This is a genomic window from Arenibacter sp. 6A1, from assembly GCF_012272855.1.
In the GTDB taxonomy this organism is placed as follows: Bacteria; Bacteroidota; Bacteroidia; order Flavobacteriales; family Flavobacteriaceae; genus Arenibacter.
Genome location: NZ_JAAXCQ010000003.1, coordinates 288,840 through 306,452, shown reverse-complemented (window position 1 = coordinate 306,452; position 17,613 = coordinate 288,840). Strand labels below are relative to the sequence as shown.

General features: G+C 38.4%; 9 protein-coding genes. All 9 read right to left on the bottom strand.

Annotation, left to right across the window (positions count from 1 at the left end; translation table 11 throughout):
- Positions 1–210: 210 nt before the first annotated feature.
- Positions 211–441 (bottom strand): hypothetical protein, encoded by a 231-nt coding sequence (locus HCG49_RS18435; RefSeq protein ID WP_205764336.1) that lies wholly within the window; start codon positions 439–441, stop codon positions 211–213.
- Positions 442–444: 3 nt separating this feature from the next.
- Positions 445–828, bottom strand: a complete 384-nt coding sequence (locus HCG49_RS04075) for a hypothetical protein (protein ID WP_168468275.1) — start codon at positions 826–828, stop codon at positions 445–447.
- Between the two features lie 588 nt (positions 829–1,416).
- Complete coding sequence (locus tag HCG49_RS04070) at positions 1,417–3,276, bottom strand: SusD/RagB family nutrient-binding outer membrane lipoprotein (protein WP_168468274.1); 1,860 nt, start codon at positions 3,274–3,276, stop codon at positions 1,417–1,419.
- 23 nt (positions 3,277–3,299) lie between these two features.
- Positions 3,300–6,710, bottom strand: a complete 3,411-nt coding sequence (locus tag HCG49_RS04065; protein ID WP_168468273.1) for a SusC/RagA family TonB-linked outer membrane protein — start codon at positions 6,708–6,710, stop codon at positions 3,300–3,302.
- 278 nt (positions 6,711–6,988) lie between these two features.
- Positions 6,989–7,162, bottom strand: a complete 174-nt coding sequence (locus HCG49_RS04060; protein WP_205764335.1) for a hypothetical protein — start codon at positions 7,160–7,162, stop codon at positions 6,989–6,991.
- A 226-nt stretch (positions 7,163–7,388) separates the two neighbouring features.
- Positions 7,389–9,317 (bottom strand): SusD/RagB family nutrient-binding outer membrane lipoprotein, encoded by a 1,929-nt coding sequence (locus HCG49_RS04055; protein WP_168468271.1) that lies wholly within the window; start codon positions 9,315–9,317, stop codon positions 7,389–7,391.
- A gap of 16 nt (positions 9,318–9,333) precedes the next feature.
- Complete coding sequence (locus tag HCG49_RS04050) at positions 9,334–12,453, bottom strand: SusC/RagA family TonB-linked outer membrane protein (RefSeq protein ID WP_168468270.1); 3,120 nt, start codon at positions 12,451–12,453, stop codon at positions 9,334–9,336.
- Positions 12,454–12,987: 534 nt separating this feature from the next.
- Complete coding sequence (locus HCG49_RS04045) at positions 12,988–15,222, bottom strand: GH92 family glycosyl hydrolase (protein WP_168468269.1); 2,235 nt, start codon at positions 15,220–15,222, stop codon at positions 12,988–12,990.
- Positions 15,223–15,268: 46 nt separating this feature from the next.
- Entirely contained in the window at positions 15,269–17,599 is a 2,331-nt protein-coding gene (locus tag HCG49_RS04040) for a glycoside hydrolase family 20 protein (RefSeq protein ID WP_240938624.1), read from the bottom strand.
- Positions 17,600–17,613: the final 14 nt, after the last annotated feature.

The window sequence follows — 17,613 nt, the reverse complement described above, 5'->3', positions numbered from 1 at the left end:
CACCTGCCTTCTAAGCAGGCGGTCGAAGGTTCGAATCCTTCTGCCATCACGACACTCTCAAAACCACGCCATTTGGCGTGGTTTTTTGTTTTATGAAAAAGCCAAACGTGTTTGAGCTATGGAATAAAACAAAAAACCGGCAGCGATAGCTGGTGGGTTTTGAATTTGCAACATTGATAATGAAGGATCACCGAAGGTAATCCTGATACCTTATAGAAAGTCCAAACCTGTTTGAGCTTTGGAATAAAACAAAAAACCGGCAGCGAGAGCTGGTGGGTTTTGAATTTGCAACATTGATAAAGAAGGATCACCGAAGGTAATCCTATTACGTTGAGAAAAGCCAAACTTGTTTGAGCTTTGGAATAAAACAAAAAACCGGCAGCGGTAGCTTTCCGCCAACACTCCTTCTTGCACCACTAAAAAATGATAAATTGTTATCACTTTCTAGGCGGTACTGAATTTGCAACATTGATAAAATAGGATCACCGAAGGTAAACCTGACGTACGGAGAAAATCCAAACGATACTTGTTTGAGCTTTGAAATAAAACAAAAACCGGCAGCGATAGCTTTCCGCCAGCGCTCCTTCCGGCACCACTAAAAAATGATAAATCGTTATCTTTTTCTAGGCGGTACTGAATTTGCAACATTGATAAAAAAGGACCACCGAAGGTAATCCTATTACGTTCAGAAAAGCCAAACGATACTTGTTTGAGCTTTGGATAAAAAAAAAAAAAAAAAAAAAAACGGCAGCGGTAGCTTTCCCCAACGCCCCTTCTGGCACCACTAAAAAAAGATAAATCGTTATCTTTTTCAATATTAACAAACATCAGGACTCTAGGATTTATAAATCGCTATTTTTTTTATTTGCACTCAATTTGCACTCAAATTTTGGGTTCTAGTAGCATTATTAGACAGCACCGAGAGCTAGAAATAAATTTTAGAAGTTCTGAATAGAAAAATCGGAGCATCCATTAATAATGGTAGACCAATTTTAGATAGTGGCCTGATTGTTTTTTTTAATATCACTGAACATAGGATTGACGGTAGAAAATAACGTTCGTACAGGCCGTAGAATTACTTTAAAATCGATCTAAAGAACCTTATCTGCATCTACTTATTCCCTAACCTTCAAATTAACCGCTTGCCACATGAAACAAGTCCGCGTTAGGGATCGCAGCGGCATCCCCGCAGCGGAGCAAGGGATACAGCGTAGCGCCCGACCGACGAAGGAGGGAACGCCCAAATTAAGAGTCCAATAAAAACCTTAATGGTTAGGCATAAAAAAGGAAAAGGATGCAGATTACGCACTAATTAAAGAATTTTACATCGTAGCCCTAGACCTTAAAATCCATAAAACAAAAAAGGTTGACTCTTTCGAGCCAACCTTTTTATATAATGAAAAGGAAATTCTTTTCTTAGTTCTTAGGACCTTCCCCATATTGTGGGTTTTGAAGATCGAACCAAATTCTTTCTGTATTTAAAACAGAAGGAGTATTATCACCTGTAGTAAATCCTTGTGCTTCCAAGGCCTTCACATAGTTCTCGTAATTTTTATTATCCTTAGAAGGAGCATTGATTAACAACCTACGTGGGATTGTCAATTCTGTACCAGAAGCTAACATAGCCTCTCTTGGCAATACATCGCTATTTACCGCTGGAACACCTGAACGACGCGTAGTAGTCCAAAGATCTCCTGGAGTAGCGGCAAAGTTAATCACTTGCTGAATGTACACTTTTTCCAAACCATCGACACTTAAATCATAAGCAGGTTGCGTTAAAAGCGCAGCCAATTCTCCGGCCTGTAATTTTGTTGCACCAGCAGCTGCTTCACCCTCTTCTATATACACAGGATCTTTATCGTAATAAGGGAATCTATGGTTTTGAGCCATTTTATCCATTCTCAAAACAGAAAGCTCTACTCCTTTATTAAAGTAATCCTGGGCCGAACCTGAAATATTAGCGCCCAACAATTTGAACTCAGCTAAGTATAAGTTTGTCTCTGCAGAAGAACCTAAAATTACATCTACTGGAGGGTAGTTATCTTTAAGCTCTATCAATCTTCCACCTGGTTTAGTAGGATAGGTATGATTGTATCCGGTACGCACAACACGCTCGGCAAAATTAGAAGTTGAGCTATACGTTTTCTCAACACCATCGATAGTGATTTTGTTGCGTATATCTTGCTTAAAGTAAATATCATTACTAGCTTCGAAAGTAGCATCCGGTGATAAAGGAACCCCGTGGTATCTTACCCATGGCTCTCCTGGTCCAGACCAGCCTGCGAAATTCCCTAAAAGGTCTTTTTCTACATACTGCTCAACATATGGAGGCAACTCCTTACCAGCATCGATAAAGGCTTGTACTACTTCGCCATTAAACTCGTTTTTATTGAATAAAACCTTTACCCTTGGATCTTTATTAGCAACCATAAAATCGATCAGGTTTTTTGACCCAATACCTGGCTGTGTTCCGTTTCCAGTTCCATAGTACTTAATACCTCTGTGGTAAATGAAATCATCGGACAAGTCGTTCATATAACCGGCTGGCGAATTCACGACTTCTTCAACAATTTTAAAGGCTTTAGCTTGATTTTGGTTTACTAATCTAGCTGCAATCTTTAATTTTAACAAGTTACAGAATTTGGCCCATTTTCCATAATCACCATTATAAATGATGTCTTGCCCACCAATTTTAAATTGGTTAGCAGCAGATAAATCTTCAATAGCCCCGTCCAATTCTTCTAACCAAGTATCGAACAACTGCTCTTGTAGGTCATATTCTGGCGTAATTAACGGAGGAGAAGTATAAGCCCCCATTGCACCTTGGGTATACACCATGGCACCGTAATTATCGGTAATGGTCAACGCTGGTTGAATTTGGATCGCAAAGGTCATGGCACTGATTGCCTTTCTCGCTTGCTTTTCATCCTCTTCCATAGCCTCTATCCTAGCACGAACATCTCTAGTGTTCGCATATAATCTTGGATAAAGAGATTGTCCACCTGCATTTTCCATCTCTACCATGGTCTCACTGTTTCCACCAGCGCTACTAGCAGTAGTAAGCTGACTCCAAGGGTAAGCATACTTAAAGTTATTGTAAAACCAGATAGTATAATCGTCCCTATACATTTCGTGGATAGCTTCGGCAACAGAAAAACGAATGTCTGGTTGCGCCACCTCAGATGGGTTGGTGTTTAATTCTGCAAACTCATCTTTGCTGCAGGAAACAACAAGAACAGCCATCAGAATCAATGGTAATTTATATATATATTTCATGTTATAATTCTTGTTTTTTATCATTAAAAGTCAATTGCAATAGTCATAGTATAACTTGCCATATACGGTGCAAAAGCACGCTCTGCATAAGAGTCAGAACTACTAGTTCCTCTAAAGCTTTCTGGGTTAATATTGTTAGGCATAGAGTTGTACAAGTACCCTAAGTTCCTAGCATTTAAACCTACATACAAGCTTTTTGCTCCTACTTTATCACTAACTCCTTTAGGCAGACTATATCCTAGAGATACATTTCTCAAGGCTATATATTTAACTTCAGAAAACCAGTTGTCATTAACAACCCCTTGTCCCCAAGAGTTTGAAAAATAGTGGTGGTAACTAGCATGTGTTGGCTCTACCAATCCTTGGTCATACGCTTCTTGATAGGTCATTCCACCTACATCTGCAGAAGATCCGTTAGGAGCTGTAACTATTTGTCCGTCTTGAAAAACACCATCAGGAATAATACCGTCTTGGAACGTAGCCCCTTTAGTATCTCCGTACTGAGATTCCCAAGTAACTCCTCCATGTTCTGGACTTCTACCTGCTAAAGATCTCTCTAAAAACCCATATGCTGTACCGTAACGGCTAGAATAAGAAGCCATATGACCACCAAAACGAGCATCTAACAAAACGGATAAAGAAACTCCCTTATAAGTAAAATCGTTGTTTAACGACCCTTCGAAATCTGGTTGAATTTTACCGATTTTCTCAACAACTCCGCTTCTTTGGTAAAAAGCTCCTCTTCTAGAATCTACATAGTTAAGAACATTCATTCCGTTTCTAGGATCATCTACAGGTTCACCCTGAGCATTTGTTGCTTGATATTTCTTAGGAGCACTATCAGACATCAACACACCATATTCACCCCCTTCGAAGGCTACAGACCCAACACGGAAGTTTCCGTAGGTCATAGATCCACCCAACAATTTATAATCGCCAAAATCGTCATGTAGTTCCTTAACTTTTGTTCTATTTCTCCAGTAGTTAAAAGTAGTATTCCACTCAAAATCTTTGGTAGCAACAGGTGTTCCTGTTAAGCTTAATTCTATACCAGCATTAGACAAAGTTCCGATATTCGTGAACAATGCTTGGTACCCAGATTCTTGTGGCAATGGAATAGAACCAATTTGCTCGGTAATAGTCTCGTTATAATAAGCTAAATCTACTCCTAAACGGTTTCCGAAGAATCTAAAATCGGCTCCTACTTCAAAAGAGTTCTTTCGCTCTGGTTTAATAGACTTATCTACCAAAGTGGTATTAACACCATTTCTATAGGCAAACCCGCTTTCTAATTCGTAAGTACTTAAACCATAGCCTTTATTAATGGTATAAGGATCTGTATCACTACCTACCTGTGCCCAAGAAGCTCTTAATTTTCCAAAGGTCAATACATCTGAAGTACCAAAGGTTTCGCTTAAAATCCAAGAAGTAGATACTGAAGGATAAAAGTAAGAGAAGTTTCCGGTTCCATCTGTGTATACCAAAGCAGAAGACCAGTCATTTCTACCAGTAACATCTAGATACAATTGGCCTTTATATCCGAAACTAGACATAAAATACAAAGAGTTAATTTGTTTGGTATCGTATACGCCTCCCTCGGATAAAAGAGTCTTTTTAGAATTCCCCAAGAAGAATTTTCCTGGCACTACCAATCCGCCATCAGTTCTAACTCTTGTATTGGATTTTTCTTGATTCCATAGTTCACCTCCAACAAGCAACTGAGCAGAAAGATCTTCGTTTATTTGTCTGTTGAAATTAACAGAAAGTTTTCCTGTTTTACTTATGTCTTCAAAATGTTGCAATTCATAATAACCACCATCATTGGCAAAACCTGTACCCAAATCTTTTTGTTCGTACTTGGACGTGTACTGGTTCATGTTTCCTTCAGCGGTAATAGTCATCCAATCGGTAACTTCTGCAGTAAGACGTACAATAGGTCTAACTACTTGTTCCTTTCTTACTCTATCATTTTTTTCATATACAAACCATAGAGAACGATTTGGAGCATAGGCATATTCATCACCATAATCAGCATTAGGAACACCCCCATGCGGCGCTAACCAATACTGTTCTTGTCTGTATTTTCTTGAATCATACGTTCTTGCAAATACCCCTTCGAAGAAGTTCTGAGAAATATCATTTCTAGGGTTTCTAGAAGTAGAGGTGGTATAAGAAACAGAAGCATTCGCTTTTAACCAATCGGCCAAATCATAAGAACCAGACAATTGCATCGCATTTCTATCGAAAGTATTGTTTGGCAAAATTCCACTTCTCTTGCTGTATGAATCAGACAAGTAAAAGCTTCCTTTTTCATTTCCACCGCTAAGTGCTACCGAAGTATTGGTATTAATTCCGGTATCGTAAGCATCTTTCATGTTGTTTTTAACGGCACTATAAGGAACCATAGTTCCGTCGTAGTCCATAATTGGCTCTCCGTCAAATTTAGGTCCGTAACTTGCCCAGCCCCATGGATGGTTGATAAGAGTTCTTTGCCCCTGATCGTTAGTGTAGAACTGGTTTGTATCAAATCTATAATACTGTCCATTACCGTCCTTTTCACCGTAATTTACATAACCGGCTAAAGCTCCTGGTCCGTATTCGTTTTGCAAACCTGGTTGAGCATATACATGGTCTACCCCTACAGTTTGCTTAATAGAAACCCCTAAACCTTTGGCTCCTTCACCATTTTTGGTTTCGATTAAAACTACACCGTTAATACCTCTAGATCCATAAAGAGCTGTTGCTGCTGCTCCTTTAAGAACAGAAACACTTTTGTAATCGTCCGGGTTCAAGTTTTTAAGAATGTTTCCGTAATCGTTAGAATCTGAATTCCAATCCGCACTTTGGTTAGAGATACTGTTTTCTAAAATAACCCCGTCAATTACGAATATCGGTTGGTTATTCCCAGAATTTAAGGTTGACACCCCACGGATTTGAATTTTAGAGTTTCCGAAAAGTCCCCCATCAGAAGAACCAATACTTACCCCAGAAGATTTACCTTGTAGCCCCAATACAGGGTTTACGGTATTGGTTTTTGCCAACTCTTCCCCTTTCAATTCGGTCATAGAGTATCCAAGAGCTTTTGTTTCTCTTTTGATTCCCAAGGCTGTCACTACCACTTCTCCAAGTTGCTCTGCATCTTCGGCCATAGCCAAATTAATAGTTGTTTTCCCTGCTACCGGAACTTCCTGAGAGGAAAATCCGATATAGGTAAAAACTAAAGTTGCATTGCTACTAGAAACCGTAATAGCGTAATTTCCATCAAAATCGGTTGATGTTCCGTTGGTGGTTCCCTTTTCTACCACGTTTACCCCTGGCAAAAGGGAGCCCAAATCATCAGTCACTGTACCAGAAACTGTTATGCTTTGTGCCATCATCCCCTGAACACAGAGAAAAGCCGTCAGCAGTAAATAGTAATGAAATTTTTTAATCATACTAGTAAATTGAAGTTAGTTAATTGATTTATTAATTAGGCGTTAACCTAATGTTAGTTTGGCACTAAGTTTTCCTATTCCTAAATCAGAAATGAAATTAATTCGACTAACAACAATGCAGCAAAGACTAAGAGCCTTATAATACAATATAAACCCACAATAGTCGTATCAGTTAAGCAGTTGTATATTTTGTTGAAATAACAACCCTTTTAACGAAAAAATAAGCCCGATGCAATGCATCGGGCTTATTTACAATCATTTAAATATTTAAACAACTTTTATTCATTAACATCCCAAAAAATCTTGTTGGTCAATTTATCATCTGCACTAACCGTATTATAATTTTCAGTATTGTGAACGCGCTCACTATTGGGGTAAATCCATCTATTTGGAGGCAAGGATTGCGCATTGGCATTGTCTAGTAAATAAGAAAACAGCGATAAATTCAACAATTTTATTGATGCTCAAATATTTATACAATATAATTGCCAGGAGTGCCGATGTTATGGTGAGATTATAAGGCTAGTTTATACTGAGTTAATTTTACAATACGAGAATTAACAACTTGGCCAATCAAGAATCTACAGAAGACAGCAGTTTTTGTGAGTTTTTCTGAAAAGGATAAGACAAAAAAAAGGCCGCCCTTTCGGACGGCCTTTTAACATTTACGTTAAAATTCTAGTTCTGTTTTGCCCACCACAGCGGTGTTAAAACTTCATCAGGACCCCCTAGCTGACTTACTGCCTGCTGATAACCATCTGGTACATTATTGGAAAAGTTTGAAGGGAATTTCAATCTTTGACCATAAAACTTCACACTATTTGTCATGAAATTACTAGCATTCAAAGCTGGTAAATCTGGTAATGGGTTTTCAACAGCTGGATTTTCAAAGAAAGGCAACCCTAATCTCCTGTGATCACTCCAAGTTTCCAAAGGCAACCAAGGTGTTTGAGCTATAAATTTTTGAGTAATAATCTTAGTTAAAAGATCATTCTTTACAGCTCCTCCTTTATAAATAGTATTATCTGGATATTTGAATTCAACAGTACCAGGAAGACCTGTATATCCATTTATATAATTCATGGTTACAGTGGCTGGTGGTTCTGCTGTATGCGTCCAGCTAACAGAAGTACCCGCTCTATTATAATCTTGGGAGCTTAAATAAGCACTTAAATGCTGTGACACTCCAGAATACTCAAAACTTTCCGTTATCCCCATCTCATAAGCTTCTTTACCCCCCATTGGCACATCCCATCCTCTAACAGATGCTTCTGCCAATAAGAAATAAGACTCCCATGACCCAAAGAATATACGTTGCGCCTCACTATTTCTATATTTATGAGATAATCGAGGTAAAGTTCCTGGATAAGCAAGTCGATTATTACTTCCTTTTGCACCCCAATCGCCACCTACCATAGCGTTCCAACTATTCGTTGCTTCTACTTGAATATCATTGGTCTCTCCATTTTCTTCATTGTCCTGCTCCCCGATAATCAAAGGACGCTGGGTAGTAGTTGCCGCCGAGGACCAAGATGGATATTTATTAAAATTAGGATCGTTAAAATCACCTGGAATTTTATAAAGATCGTACGCCCTTGGATCCATAGTATTATGTAATCCATCAAACCAATATCCGGCTGAAGGATCATTTGTCTTAGAAGTAAAATGATCCTCATACTTAAGCCCTATATAGTTTGCAGGCTTAATTGAAGAGTGTTTATCTGCCGCCAACTGATCATGAGATGGCACTCCACCCAAACCGATCATGAGATTATTAAGAGCAGTAGAAAGGTATTGATTATTCCATTGTCTAGTCATCACCCCTGTATACGAATTCCACCCTGGAACTTCTTGAACTTTAAAATTATCAGCTAATGAGGAAATATACTCTCCCTTCGCTGCATCTTCAAATTCTTCCTGAGCCTTAGATGCATCTACTTCTGACAAACGCATTGCCAATCTCATTCTTAAAGAGTTACCATACTTTTTCCATTTTCCGTAGTCATAGCCATAAGCCGGATCAAGATCACTCAACCCTCCAGGATTCACAATAGTCAAATCGAGTTCAGCTGTGGCCTCCTTCAGTTCGGACAACATATAATAATAAACATCTTTCACATTGTTATATTCCGGATTTTCTCCTTGAAATCCATTAATTGGAATAGGACCAAAATTATCCGTCATTTCACTCATTATGTAAACCCTCCAAATTCTAGCAACCTGTTTTAGATTATTAGTATACTCCTTTACGTTACCAGCGGCAATTTGGTCATCAGCAATCTTTATCCCAGTGGTAATATTTCGTAACCAAGCAGACACATACCCATTATAATAGTCGCTAGTCCAACTATCACTTTGAAAACCTTCGGACAATGTTCCAATTCGATCCATTCTCCCTGCATCTTTCCAATACAATACAAATACCCTCTCTGCAATATGCGGGTCTTGCTGCGCACCACCTATAGAATTATTTATAAAATATTCTACCTGCACTTGTTCTGCTGTTGCTGCCGTGGGATCTACATTGATCTCCTCAAAATCTGAACAAGAAAAAGCCAACATAGAAGCCCCTACGAGCAATCCAGATTTTTTAAATATGTTTTTCATAATAAATTTTTTATTGTTAAAAGTTTAACGCTACATTAAAAAATACACTTCTCGAAGTAGGAGATGAAAGATATTCAAATCCAGTAGCATTGGTTGATGTTGCAAATACCGATTCTGGATCTACACCGTTAAGATTACTATCAATCATCCAAACATTATTGGCCGAAATTCCAATCTTAGCTTTTTGAAGCGGGGAATTTTTCAACCAATTAGTCGGTAAGGCATAGTTAATACTTACATTTCTTAATCGTATATTTGTAGCATCGTATATATTTTCTTCGTTAATCCCCAGATTCCCAGATGTAACAGACAAATTAGTCCAGTAGTTCTCTGGAGTTACGGCGACTGTATTTTGGGTATAAACTCCATTTCCATCATCCACCACACCATCTACAACAATATCATTCCTTTCACCGTTCACAACCGTAGCTGCAGCACTTCCTGAACGCTGCAAAGCAAGATTTGTTCCGGAGTAAATTTCACCACCTAAACGCGCATCGATTAAAAAGCTCAAAGAAATCCCTTTATAGCTTAATGTATTTGAAAAACCGATCATAGCATCTGGTTGCTGATCTCCTAATTTAAACTTATCGCTACTTGCTAAAGGGAAACCATTTCCATCGACAATTATCTTACCGAAGTTAGGATCTGCTTCGTCTTCAACTCTGTTATACTTGGTACCCCAAATTTCTCCATAGCTACCTCCTTCAACAGCTAAAACAGCTAAGTTATCGAAACCACCCAATCTGAATTGAGAAACATCGTCGGTAAGCTTAACGATAGTATTATCATTGGTAGAAAAATTAACATTTGTATCCCATGAAAAACCTTCAGGATTATCAAATATTCTAGCGTTAAGCGCTATTTCAAATCCTTCATTCTGTATATCACCAGCATTCACGATTTTACTATTAAATCCACTTAAAGGATCCAATGGAATAGCTAACAACTGGTTTGTTGCGTTGGTTTTATACCAAGCAAAGTCAAATCCAAGACGATTATTAAAGAAGCGGCCTTCAAAACCTAATTCAAGGGATTTTATCAACTCGCTCTTCACATCTGGATTAAACAAGGTGTTCCCGCTTCCAGCAGTTGTATTTCCATTAGGATCATTACCTATAGAATAAAAATTATTTAATTTAAAAGGATCCAAATCATTTCCTACGGTTGCATATGAAGCTCTAATTTTACCGAAATCTAACCAATTTGGCAATTCATTGTCATCACCTGCCAATAATTCGGTAAAGACAAAAGAAGTACTCACAGACGGATAGAAAAATGAACGATTTTCTTCACTAAGCGTAGAAGACCAATCATTACGACCTGTAAAATCTACAAACAAAAATCCGTCATAATTTACTTGTAATGTACCGTATAAGGAATTAATCTTTTTATTGCTGAAGCTTTGACCAACATTTGGGTTATTAATCCCATTGTTTAGGGAAAATAAATTAGGAACCACAAAATCCCCAGAGTTAGCACTTATTCCGCTTGCACCTCTTGACATTAAGTTTCCTCCAAGAGTTAAAGCTCCACCAAATTTTCCAAAAATATCATCTTTAGAAGCAACGATCAACATATTATAGTTTTTCTCTAGAAATGTATTTTTCCCTAAACTATATCTACCAGTGTTAGACAATGGACTTCCTGCATACAATTTAGATTCGGTATTTGTAGTATACAAATCAGCCCCAGCGTTAATCTCTGCACTCAACCAATTTGTAATCTCGTGTTTTAAGGAACCATTCAACAAAAACCGGTCTCTTGAATCCTCACTTAAATTATTGTTCGCAGCCCAATAAGGGTTAACAGAATTACTAGGAACATACCACACCATGTTACCGAATTCATCTGTATCGTTCGAAAACTCCGTAATATCCAATGATCTAGGCAACCCAGCAACTGTTCCAAAGGCATTACTTATATTCGATCCATTGATAGGACGGTTATTTGCCTTCGAATTTATATACTGAACCTTCACATCCGTTGTCCACTTATTGTCGTTACCAAATTTAGAGACCGCTCTGGTCGTTAAATTTAGCCTCTCCAATGTTGCTCCTTTGATATTACTATCATCGTTCAAGTAGTTCGCAGAAGTATACAAAGAAGTTCCATCACTAACTTGTTGCTGAAAAGATAAGCTATAGTTTTGGCTAAAGCCAGAATTAAAGAAGTTACCTAAATTATCATAAGCTCGCATAGGTACTTGGCCCCCTTTCCAATCTTCAACAGATTGCCCAACAATTTTCGGACCCCAACTATCGCCTGCAAGATTATCATAAATACCATTGTTTCCTTGACCAAAAGAACTTTGTAATTCTGGATCCATAAAAATATTTTGAAACCCTGTAGTTGTAGAAAATGTAATTCCCAACCCTTTTCTGGCTTTACCAGTTTTAGTGGTAATCAAAATAACACCATTTCCTGCACGAGAACCGTATAAGGCCGCTGCAGAAGCTCCTTTTAGCACAGACATACTTTCAATGTCTTCCGGATTAAGATCCCCTAGACCATTCCCTAAATCCTGAGAAGGGTTGAAGAAGTCATTATTACCAGCCCCGGTAAAGTTATCCATAGGGATTCCATCTACGACAATTAAAGGCTGGTTATCTCCTGTTAATGAATTGTTACCCCTTAATACTATCTTAGAAGAACTTGCAGGACCATTACTTCCTTTTATAACTTGGACACCTGAAACTTTTCCAGAAAGTGCATTAACAACGTTATTCTCTCTTGCCTCTGTTAGGGTAGCTCCTTTAACTTCTTGTACGGCATAGCCTAATGACTTCCGTTCCCTTTTAATACCCAAAGCGGTTACGACAACCTCCCCAAGCATTTCCGCATCTTCCGACAAGGAAACATTGATGACCGATTGTCCGGAAACTAAGACCTCCTTTGTTGAAAAACCTAGAGAAGAGAAAACTAAAGTTGCCGAATTAGGAACATTTAAGGAAAAGTTACCATCAAAATCTGTGGAAACACCATTGGCAGTACCTTTTTCCACCACATTAACTCCTGGCAAGGGAGCACCTAAATCATCGGTTACCGTACCAGTAACCGTTTTGCTTTGTGCCACCATTCCCTGTATACAGAGAAGAGCCGTAAGCAATAAATAGTAATGAATCTTTTTAGTCATACTAATAATTTTTAGTTAGTTATTTAATTGTAATTCGAGGATTACCTCGCGGTTAATTTATCAATAAATTTTTGATTTTATTAACACTTAACAAAACTATTTCGACCAACAACCATCCTAGGAGTCTTAACAACTAATCACATAAGTAGTGTTACCTCATAAAACTCATACTTATGCACCAAAAAAGAGACACTACTGTTTATAAGAGTCAATTTAATATCTAAATGGGTTAAAAATAGATACCAAAACACCAATTTCAGCCCTCTCATAAGCCTTTTTAGTTTACAAACAAAATATTTTAGTTTAAATACATGTTAATTTAGACGAACGATTTTATCACAACAAATATTTTTTTTTATAATTATCCCATAAATTCACTGATTAATAAAAAAATAAACTGTTAATATTCAACATTTTCTTAATTATAATATTTCACAAATTCTTCCAAAGAAACGGAACTCACAAAAACAAAAAAACCTGATGAACATTTAGTCCATCAGGTTTTTTGTTAAAAATAGTAGGTTTTAAAAAAGGCTACTTTTCCATTAAAAACTCCAAGCTTTTTGCTTTAACCAATTCTTGGTGGTCTATAAAATATCCTTTATGTGTATTTCCTTGAACCTTTATCTCTTTAATAAATTGATTCTCATCAGAAACATTGGAGGTGATCACCAATTTCTCTTGACCATAATATTCTGGGTCTAGATGAATCGTTATTTTATTAAATTTTGGCGATGTAATGGTATAGGTAGTATTAGCCGGATTTACAGGATAAATTCCCATCATAGAGAACACCGCCCATGCAGACATCGTTCCCGTATCGTCATTTCCTGGTAATCCGTCCGGACTGTTTTTAAAATATGTCTTTAACAATTCAGAAACCATTTTCTGGGTACGCTTCTCTTCTCCTTTTACGTAATTAAACAAGAATGGATACGCTATATCCGGCTCATTGGCCATATCGTACTGTCCTTTATCAAAAACATCCTGTAATCTATTCACAAAAGGTTTTGGGCCTCCCATGAGCTTCATAAGCCCTTTGGTGTCATGAGTCACCATAAAAGTATATTGCCATGCGTTCCCTTCGATAAAGCCCAAGTTCTTTTCAAAATTAGCCCCCGATTCTGGATTATAGGGAGTCAACCAACTACCATCATCATTTTTAGGCCTAAGCAGATTAAATTCCTTATCAAAAAGTTTTCTGTAGGATAATGAACGTTTTGAGAAACGCTTATAATCTGATTTTTTACCCAAAGCCTTGGCCAATTGCGCAATCGCATAATCCGATATATTATATTCCTGGGTGGTAGAAACCGATCCGCTATTAGTGGTTTTCGTAGTTAGGTAGCCCTTTTCTATATAATCCTTTAAGCCAGGGCGAAGCGGATTTCCCTCTAATTGATCGGCACTTTTAACCATGGCCGCATAGGCCTTTTCTACATCAAAATCGGTAATTCCCTTTAAGTAAGTATCTGCAATGATAATTCCTGCTGGATCGCCTACCATAGTCGTTGTTTCCGTTGCATTTAATTCCCATTTTGGCAACCACCCACTTTCGTCATAGATCTGCAACATGCTTTTTACCATGTCCGATTGCTGGGCCGGATATACCAAACTCATCAATTGATGTAGGTTTCTATAAGTGTCCCATAACGAAAATACCGTATAACGGGTATCATCGGTCCTTAAGGTTTCCCGTGTTTTCATTTTTGGATACTCCCCATTAAAATCATTGAGTGTATTAGGGTGTATTAAAGTATGGTATAGTGCCGTATAAAACTTCATCTTATCCTCTTCCAATCCACCTTCCACTTCTATTTTAGATAGGTAGCTGTTCCAGTTAGCCTTGGCTTCGACCAAAATTTGATCAAAAGTACGGGTAGCAGTTTCTTTTTCTAGGTTTTCACGCGCATTTTCGATACTCACGTATGACACACCAATTTTCATCTCTACCACGGTAGGTTTGCTAAAATTATAACGCATATAGGTTCCTATACTATCCCCCACGACTTCTTTGGTAAAGCCTTTCATAATTCTTTCCTTGCCATTATACCCCATCCATTCAGCTTCTGCTCCTTTGTAAGTAGTTGGTTTCTTCCACACACCAAATTCGTCGGCAGGTTTTGAAAATCGCGCTACAAAATATACTGGATAAGCTTCTTCTGGCTTGTAATAACAAAAAGAGCCAACACTACGAACACCTTCGATTTCGGTCGGCGAAACAACCTTTACAGAAGCCCCTTGTTCGTTGGTAAGCCCTAAACCAAGATTAATAAGAATGTTAGCATCTCCCTTAGGAAAGAAATACTTGCTTACTCCTACTCTTGTTGTTGCCGTTGCTTCTACTTTTATGTCATAATTATCCAGGGTATTGGAATAATACCCCACTTCAGAAACCTCGTTAGAATAAGACGACCCGTATTTTAGGTGATCTACCTCCAATGCTCCAGTAGTGGGCATTGCCAATATTACACCCAAATCAGGACAACCTACACCACTAAGATTCACATGGCTAAAACCAGTTAAAAATGTATTTTCATGAACGTAGGGAGTAGACAGCCAACGGCTGTCCTTTTCTAAAGGCATATTTTTAGGTCCAGCCACATTAAAGGGCGAAACACTTACCATTCCCCTTACGGCAATTGGCCCAGGATTGGTAGTACCATAATTAGACGTTCCTATAAATGGGTTTACGTAATCTACCGGTTTTTTCTGGGCAAAAAGCCCAGATGAAAAAACCGCTATTATTAAAATAATTTTATACTGCATTGCAAAATGTTATTGTACGCTTTAAATGTTACTGTAGCTCAGGTTTTTATTCTACTATCACCTCATCTATAAACATCCAAGCCTTACCACCCGTTGGAGGTGTACTTAGGTTAGTGCTTATAACTTTAATGTATCTAGCAGATTGTTTCTCAAAATCGATCACAAAATCTTTTAATTCCGACTTGATATTGGCCGCGAATCCACGCTCTACAGTTCCGGCACTTTTAAATGTTTTCCCGTCTGCAGATAATAAAACCTCTACCCGAATAGGAAAATAGATTCCTGAACCTTGATTTTCGAGGGTACCTACGGTAATTTTCTCCATCTCGGTAGGTGTTTCCATATCAATCACCAATTCCATGTGATCTCCTAACCAACCCTGCCATTGTCCGTCGTGGAAATTCATAGATCCTCTTAACACATTTACCATTCCAATTTCTTTACCTCCTTGGTAACTGTCATGGTATTTGTTTAAATAGGTTACTGGCTTCCCAACTGCCTTGTGATAATTAATTGTTTTTTGAAATAGCGCACCTACTGGCTTACCGTCCTTGAACACTTGTGCTTTTATTTCCGTGGTCTTATTGACAACAATCGGCGAGGTATATTTTTCAGAGGCTTCAGTTATATCGCTACCACCAAGGGAATAACGGATATCTGCCTGCGGAAATTCGTTCTTTAAGGCTATAGACAGCGTACCGTTCTCCTTATCTACACTTACATCCGTAGTTACCTGATATGAACTTTTAGCATAGTTAATCCCCATTAAATCATATCGATCAAATAAAGAATCCACACGCTGAGAGAAATCGGCCCAGTTTTTATTCTCCTTGGTTGTCCAAACCGCTTCGGCCATGGCCGCCAAACGCGGATAGGTCATATATTGGGCTTGGGCATTATCAGGTATAAATTCTGTCCACATATTCGCCTGACCTCCCAATACATGCTTAGCCTGTTCAGGGGTCATCCCTTCTACTACCGGATCAAACGCATACACTTTACTCAAAGGTAAATAACCGCCCCAAGCCATAGGCTCACTCTCTCGGCTTCCTTGGTAATAATCAAAATAACTATGATCGGTTGGGGTCATTACCACATCGTGTCCGGCTTCGGAAGCTTCGATACCTCCTTTAAACCCACGCCAGCTCATCACAGCTGCACCTGGAGCCAATCCGCCTTCCAAAATTTCATCCCAACCTATTAAAGTCCTTCCATTAGAACTTATAAATCGTTCCATTCTTCGGATAAAGTAGCTCTGTAATTCTTCAACATTGGCAAGACCTTCTTCTTTTACCCTTCTTTTACAATCTGGACATATTTTCCAATTGGTTTTAGTGGCCTCATCGCCCCCAACATGGATGTATTGTGAGGGAAACAATTCCATTACTTCTGTCAACACATTTTCTAAAAACTCAAAAGTCGATTCTTTTCCTGGACAGTAAATTTCAGTAATTGGCCAAACCCCTCCAGAGGGAACCATGATAGGTTTTTGAAAACAAGACAATTCTGGGTAGGACGCAATAGCACTCATCACATGGGCAGGCAATTCTATTTCTGGCACCACATTAATTCCCTTACTCGTAGCATAGGCTACTATTTCCTTGATATCTTCTTGGGTATAGAACCCGCCATAGGTCGCTTCTTCTCCCAATTCCGGTGTAAACCTAGCATCCCAATGTTTATCTTCCTGATCTACCCTAAAAGCACCAACTTCGGTTAGTTTCGGATATTTTTTAATTTCTATTCTCCACCCCTGGTCATCTACCAAATGAAGGTGAAGCGTATTCATTTTTAAGAATGCCAATTGATCTATAGTAGCTAGTATATACTCCTTATCAAAAAAGTGCCTAGAAACATCCATCATAAACCCACGCCATTTAAATCGGGGACTATCGGTAATCTCAACGGTAGGAATATCCCAATTTACATTGGCCACGAGCTGGTTGCTTTCTATACTTACTGGCAATAGCTGCCTTACGGTTTCAAGGCCATATAAAAACCCAACATACCCTTTAGCAGTTATAACCACCTTATCTTCTGAGACTTTTAATGTATAGGATTCATCTTCCATAGCCGGATCCAAGGATAACTGCACAAAATTATTCTTTGGCGCTGTAGTTACCACTTCTAAATCCCATGCTGCTGCCTTAGAAAACCTATCAAGTAAGACAGATGTAACAGCTGTCTGGTCATTGGCCACTACAATTTTGGTGTCCTTGGTAAACCTAAAGGCTCCTTTCTTAAACTGCACTTCCGATGGCCTCGGAATAATCTTAACATCACTTTCTGTAAATATAGTTTTAGCTTCTTCCCCGCAACCTACTAGGATTAAAAGGAAAAACAACCATGAAAACTGTACTATTCTACTACTCATCATTCTCTTATTTATTT

What these genes read in the sequence shown, in the direction of transcription:
- HCG49_RS04040 (WP_240938624.1), bottom strand. Translation starts at nt 17,599, where the DNA reads ATGATGAGTAGTAGAATAGTACAGTTTTCATGGTTGTTTTTCCTTTTA.
- HCG49_RS04075 (WP_168468275.1), bottom strand. Translation starts at nt 828, where the DNA reads ATGTTTGTTAATATTGAAAAAGATAACGATTTATCTTTTTTTAGTGGT.
- HCG49_RS04055 (WP_168468271.1), bottom strand. Translation starts at nt 9,317, where the DNA reads ATGAAAAACATATTTAAAAAATCTGGATTGCTCGTAGGGGCTTCTATG.
- HCG49_RS04050 (WP_168468270.1), bottom strand. Translation starts at nt 12,453, where the DNA reads ATGACTAAAAAGATTCATTACTATTTATTGCTTACGGCTCTTCTCTGT.
- HCG49_RS04045 (WP_168468269.1), bottom strand. Translation starts at nt 15,222, where the DNA reads ATGCAGTATAAAATTATTTTAATAATAGCGGTTTTTTCATCTGGGCTT.
- HCG49_RS04065 (WP_168468273.1), bottom strand. Translation starts at nt 6,710, where the DNA reads ATGATTAAAAAATTTCATTACTATTTACTGCTGACGGCTTTTCTCTGT.
- HCG49_RS04070 (WP_168468274.1), bottom strand. Translation starts at nt 3,276, where the DNA reads ATGAAATATATATATAAATTACCATTGATTCTGATGGCTGTTCTTGTT.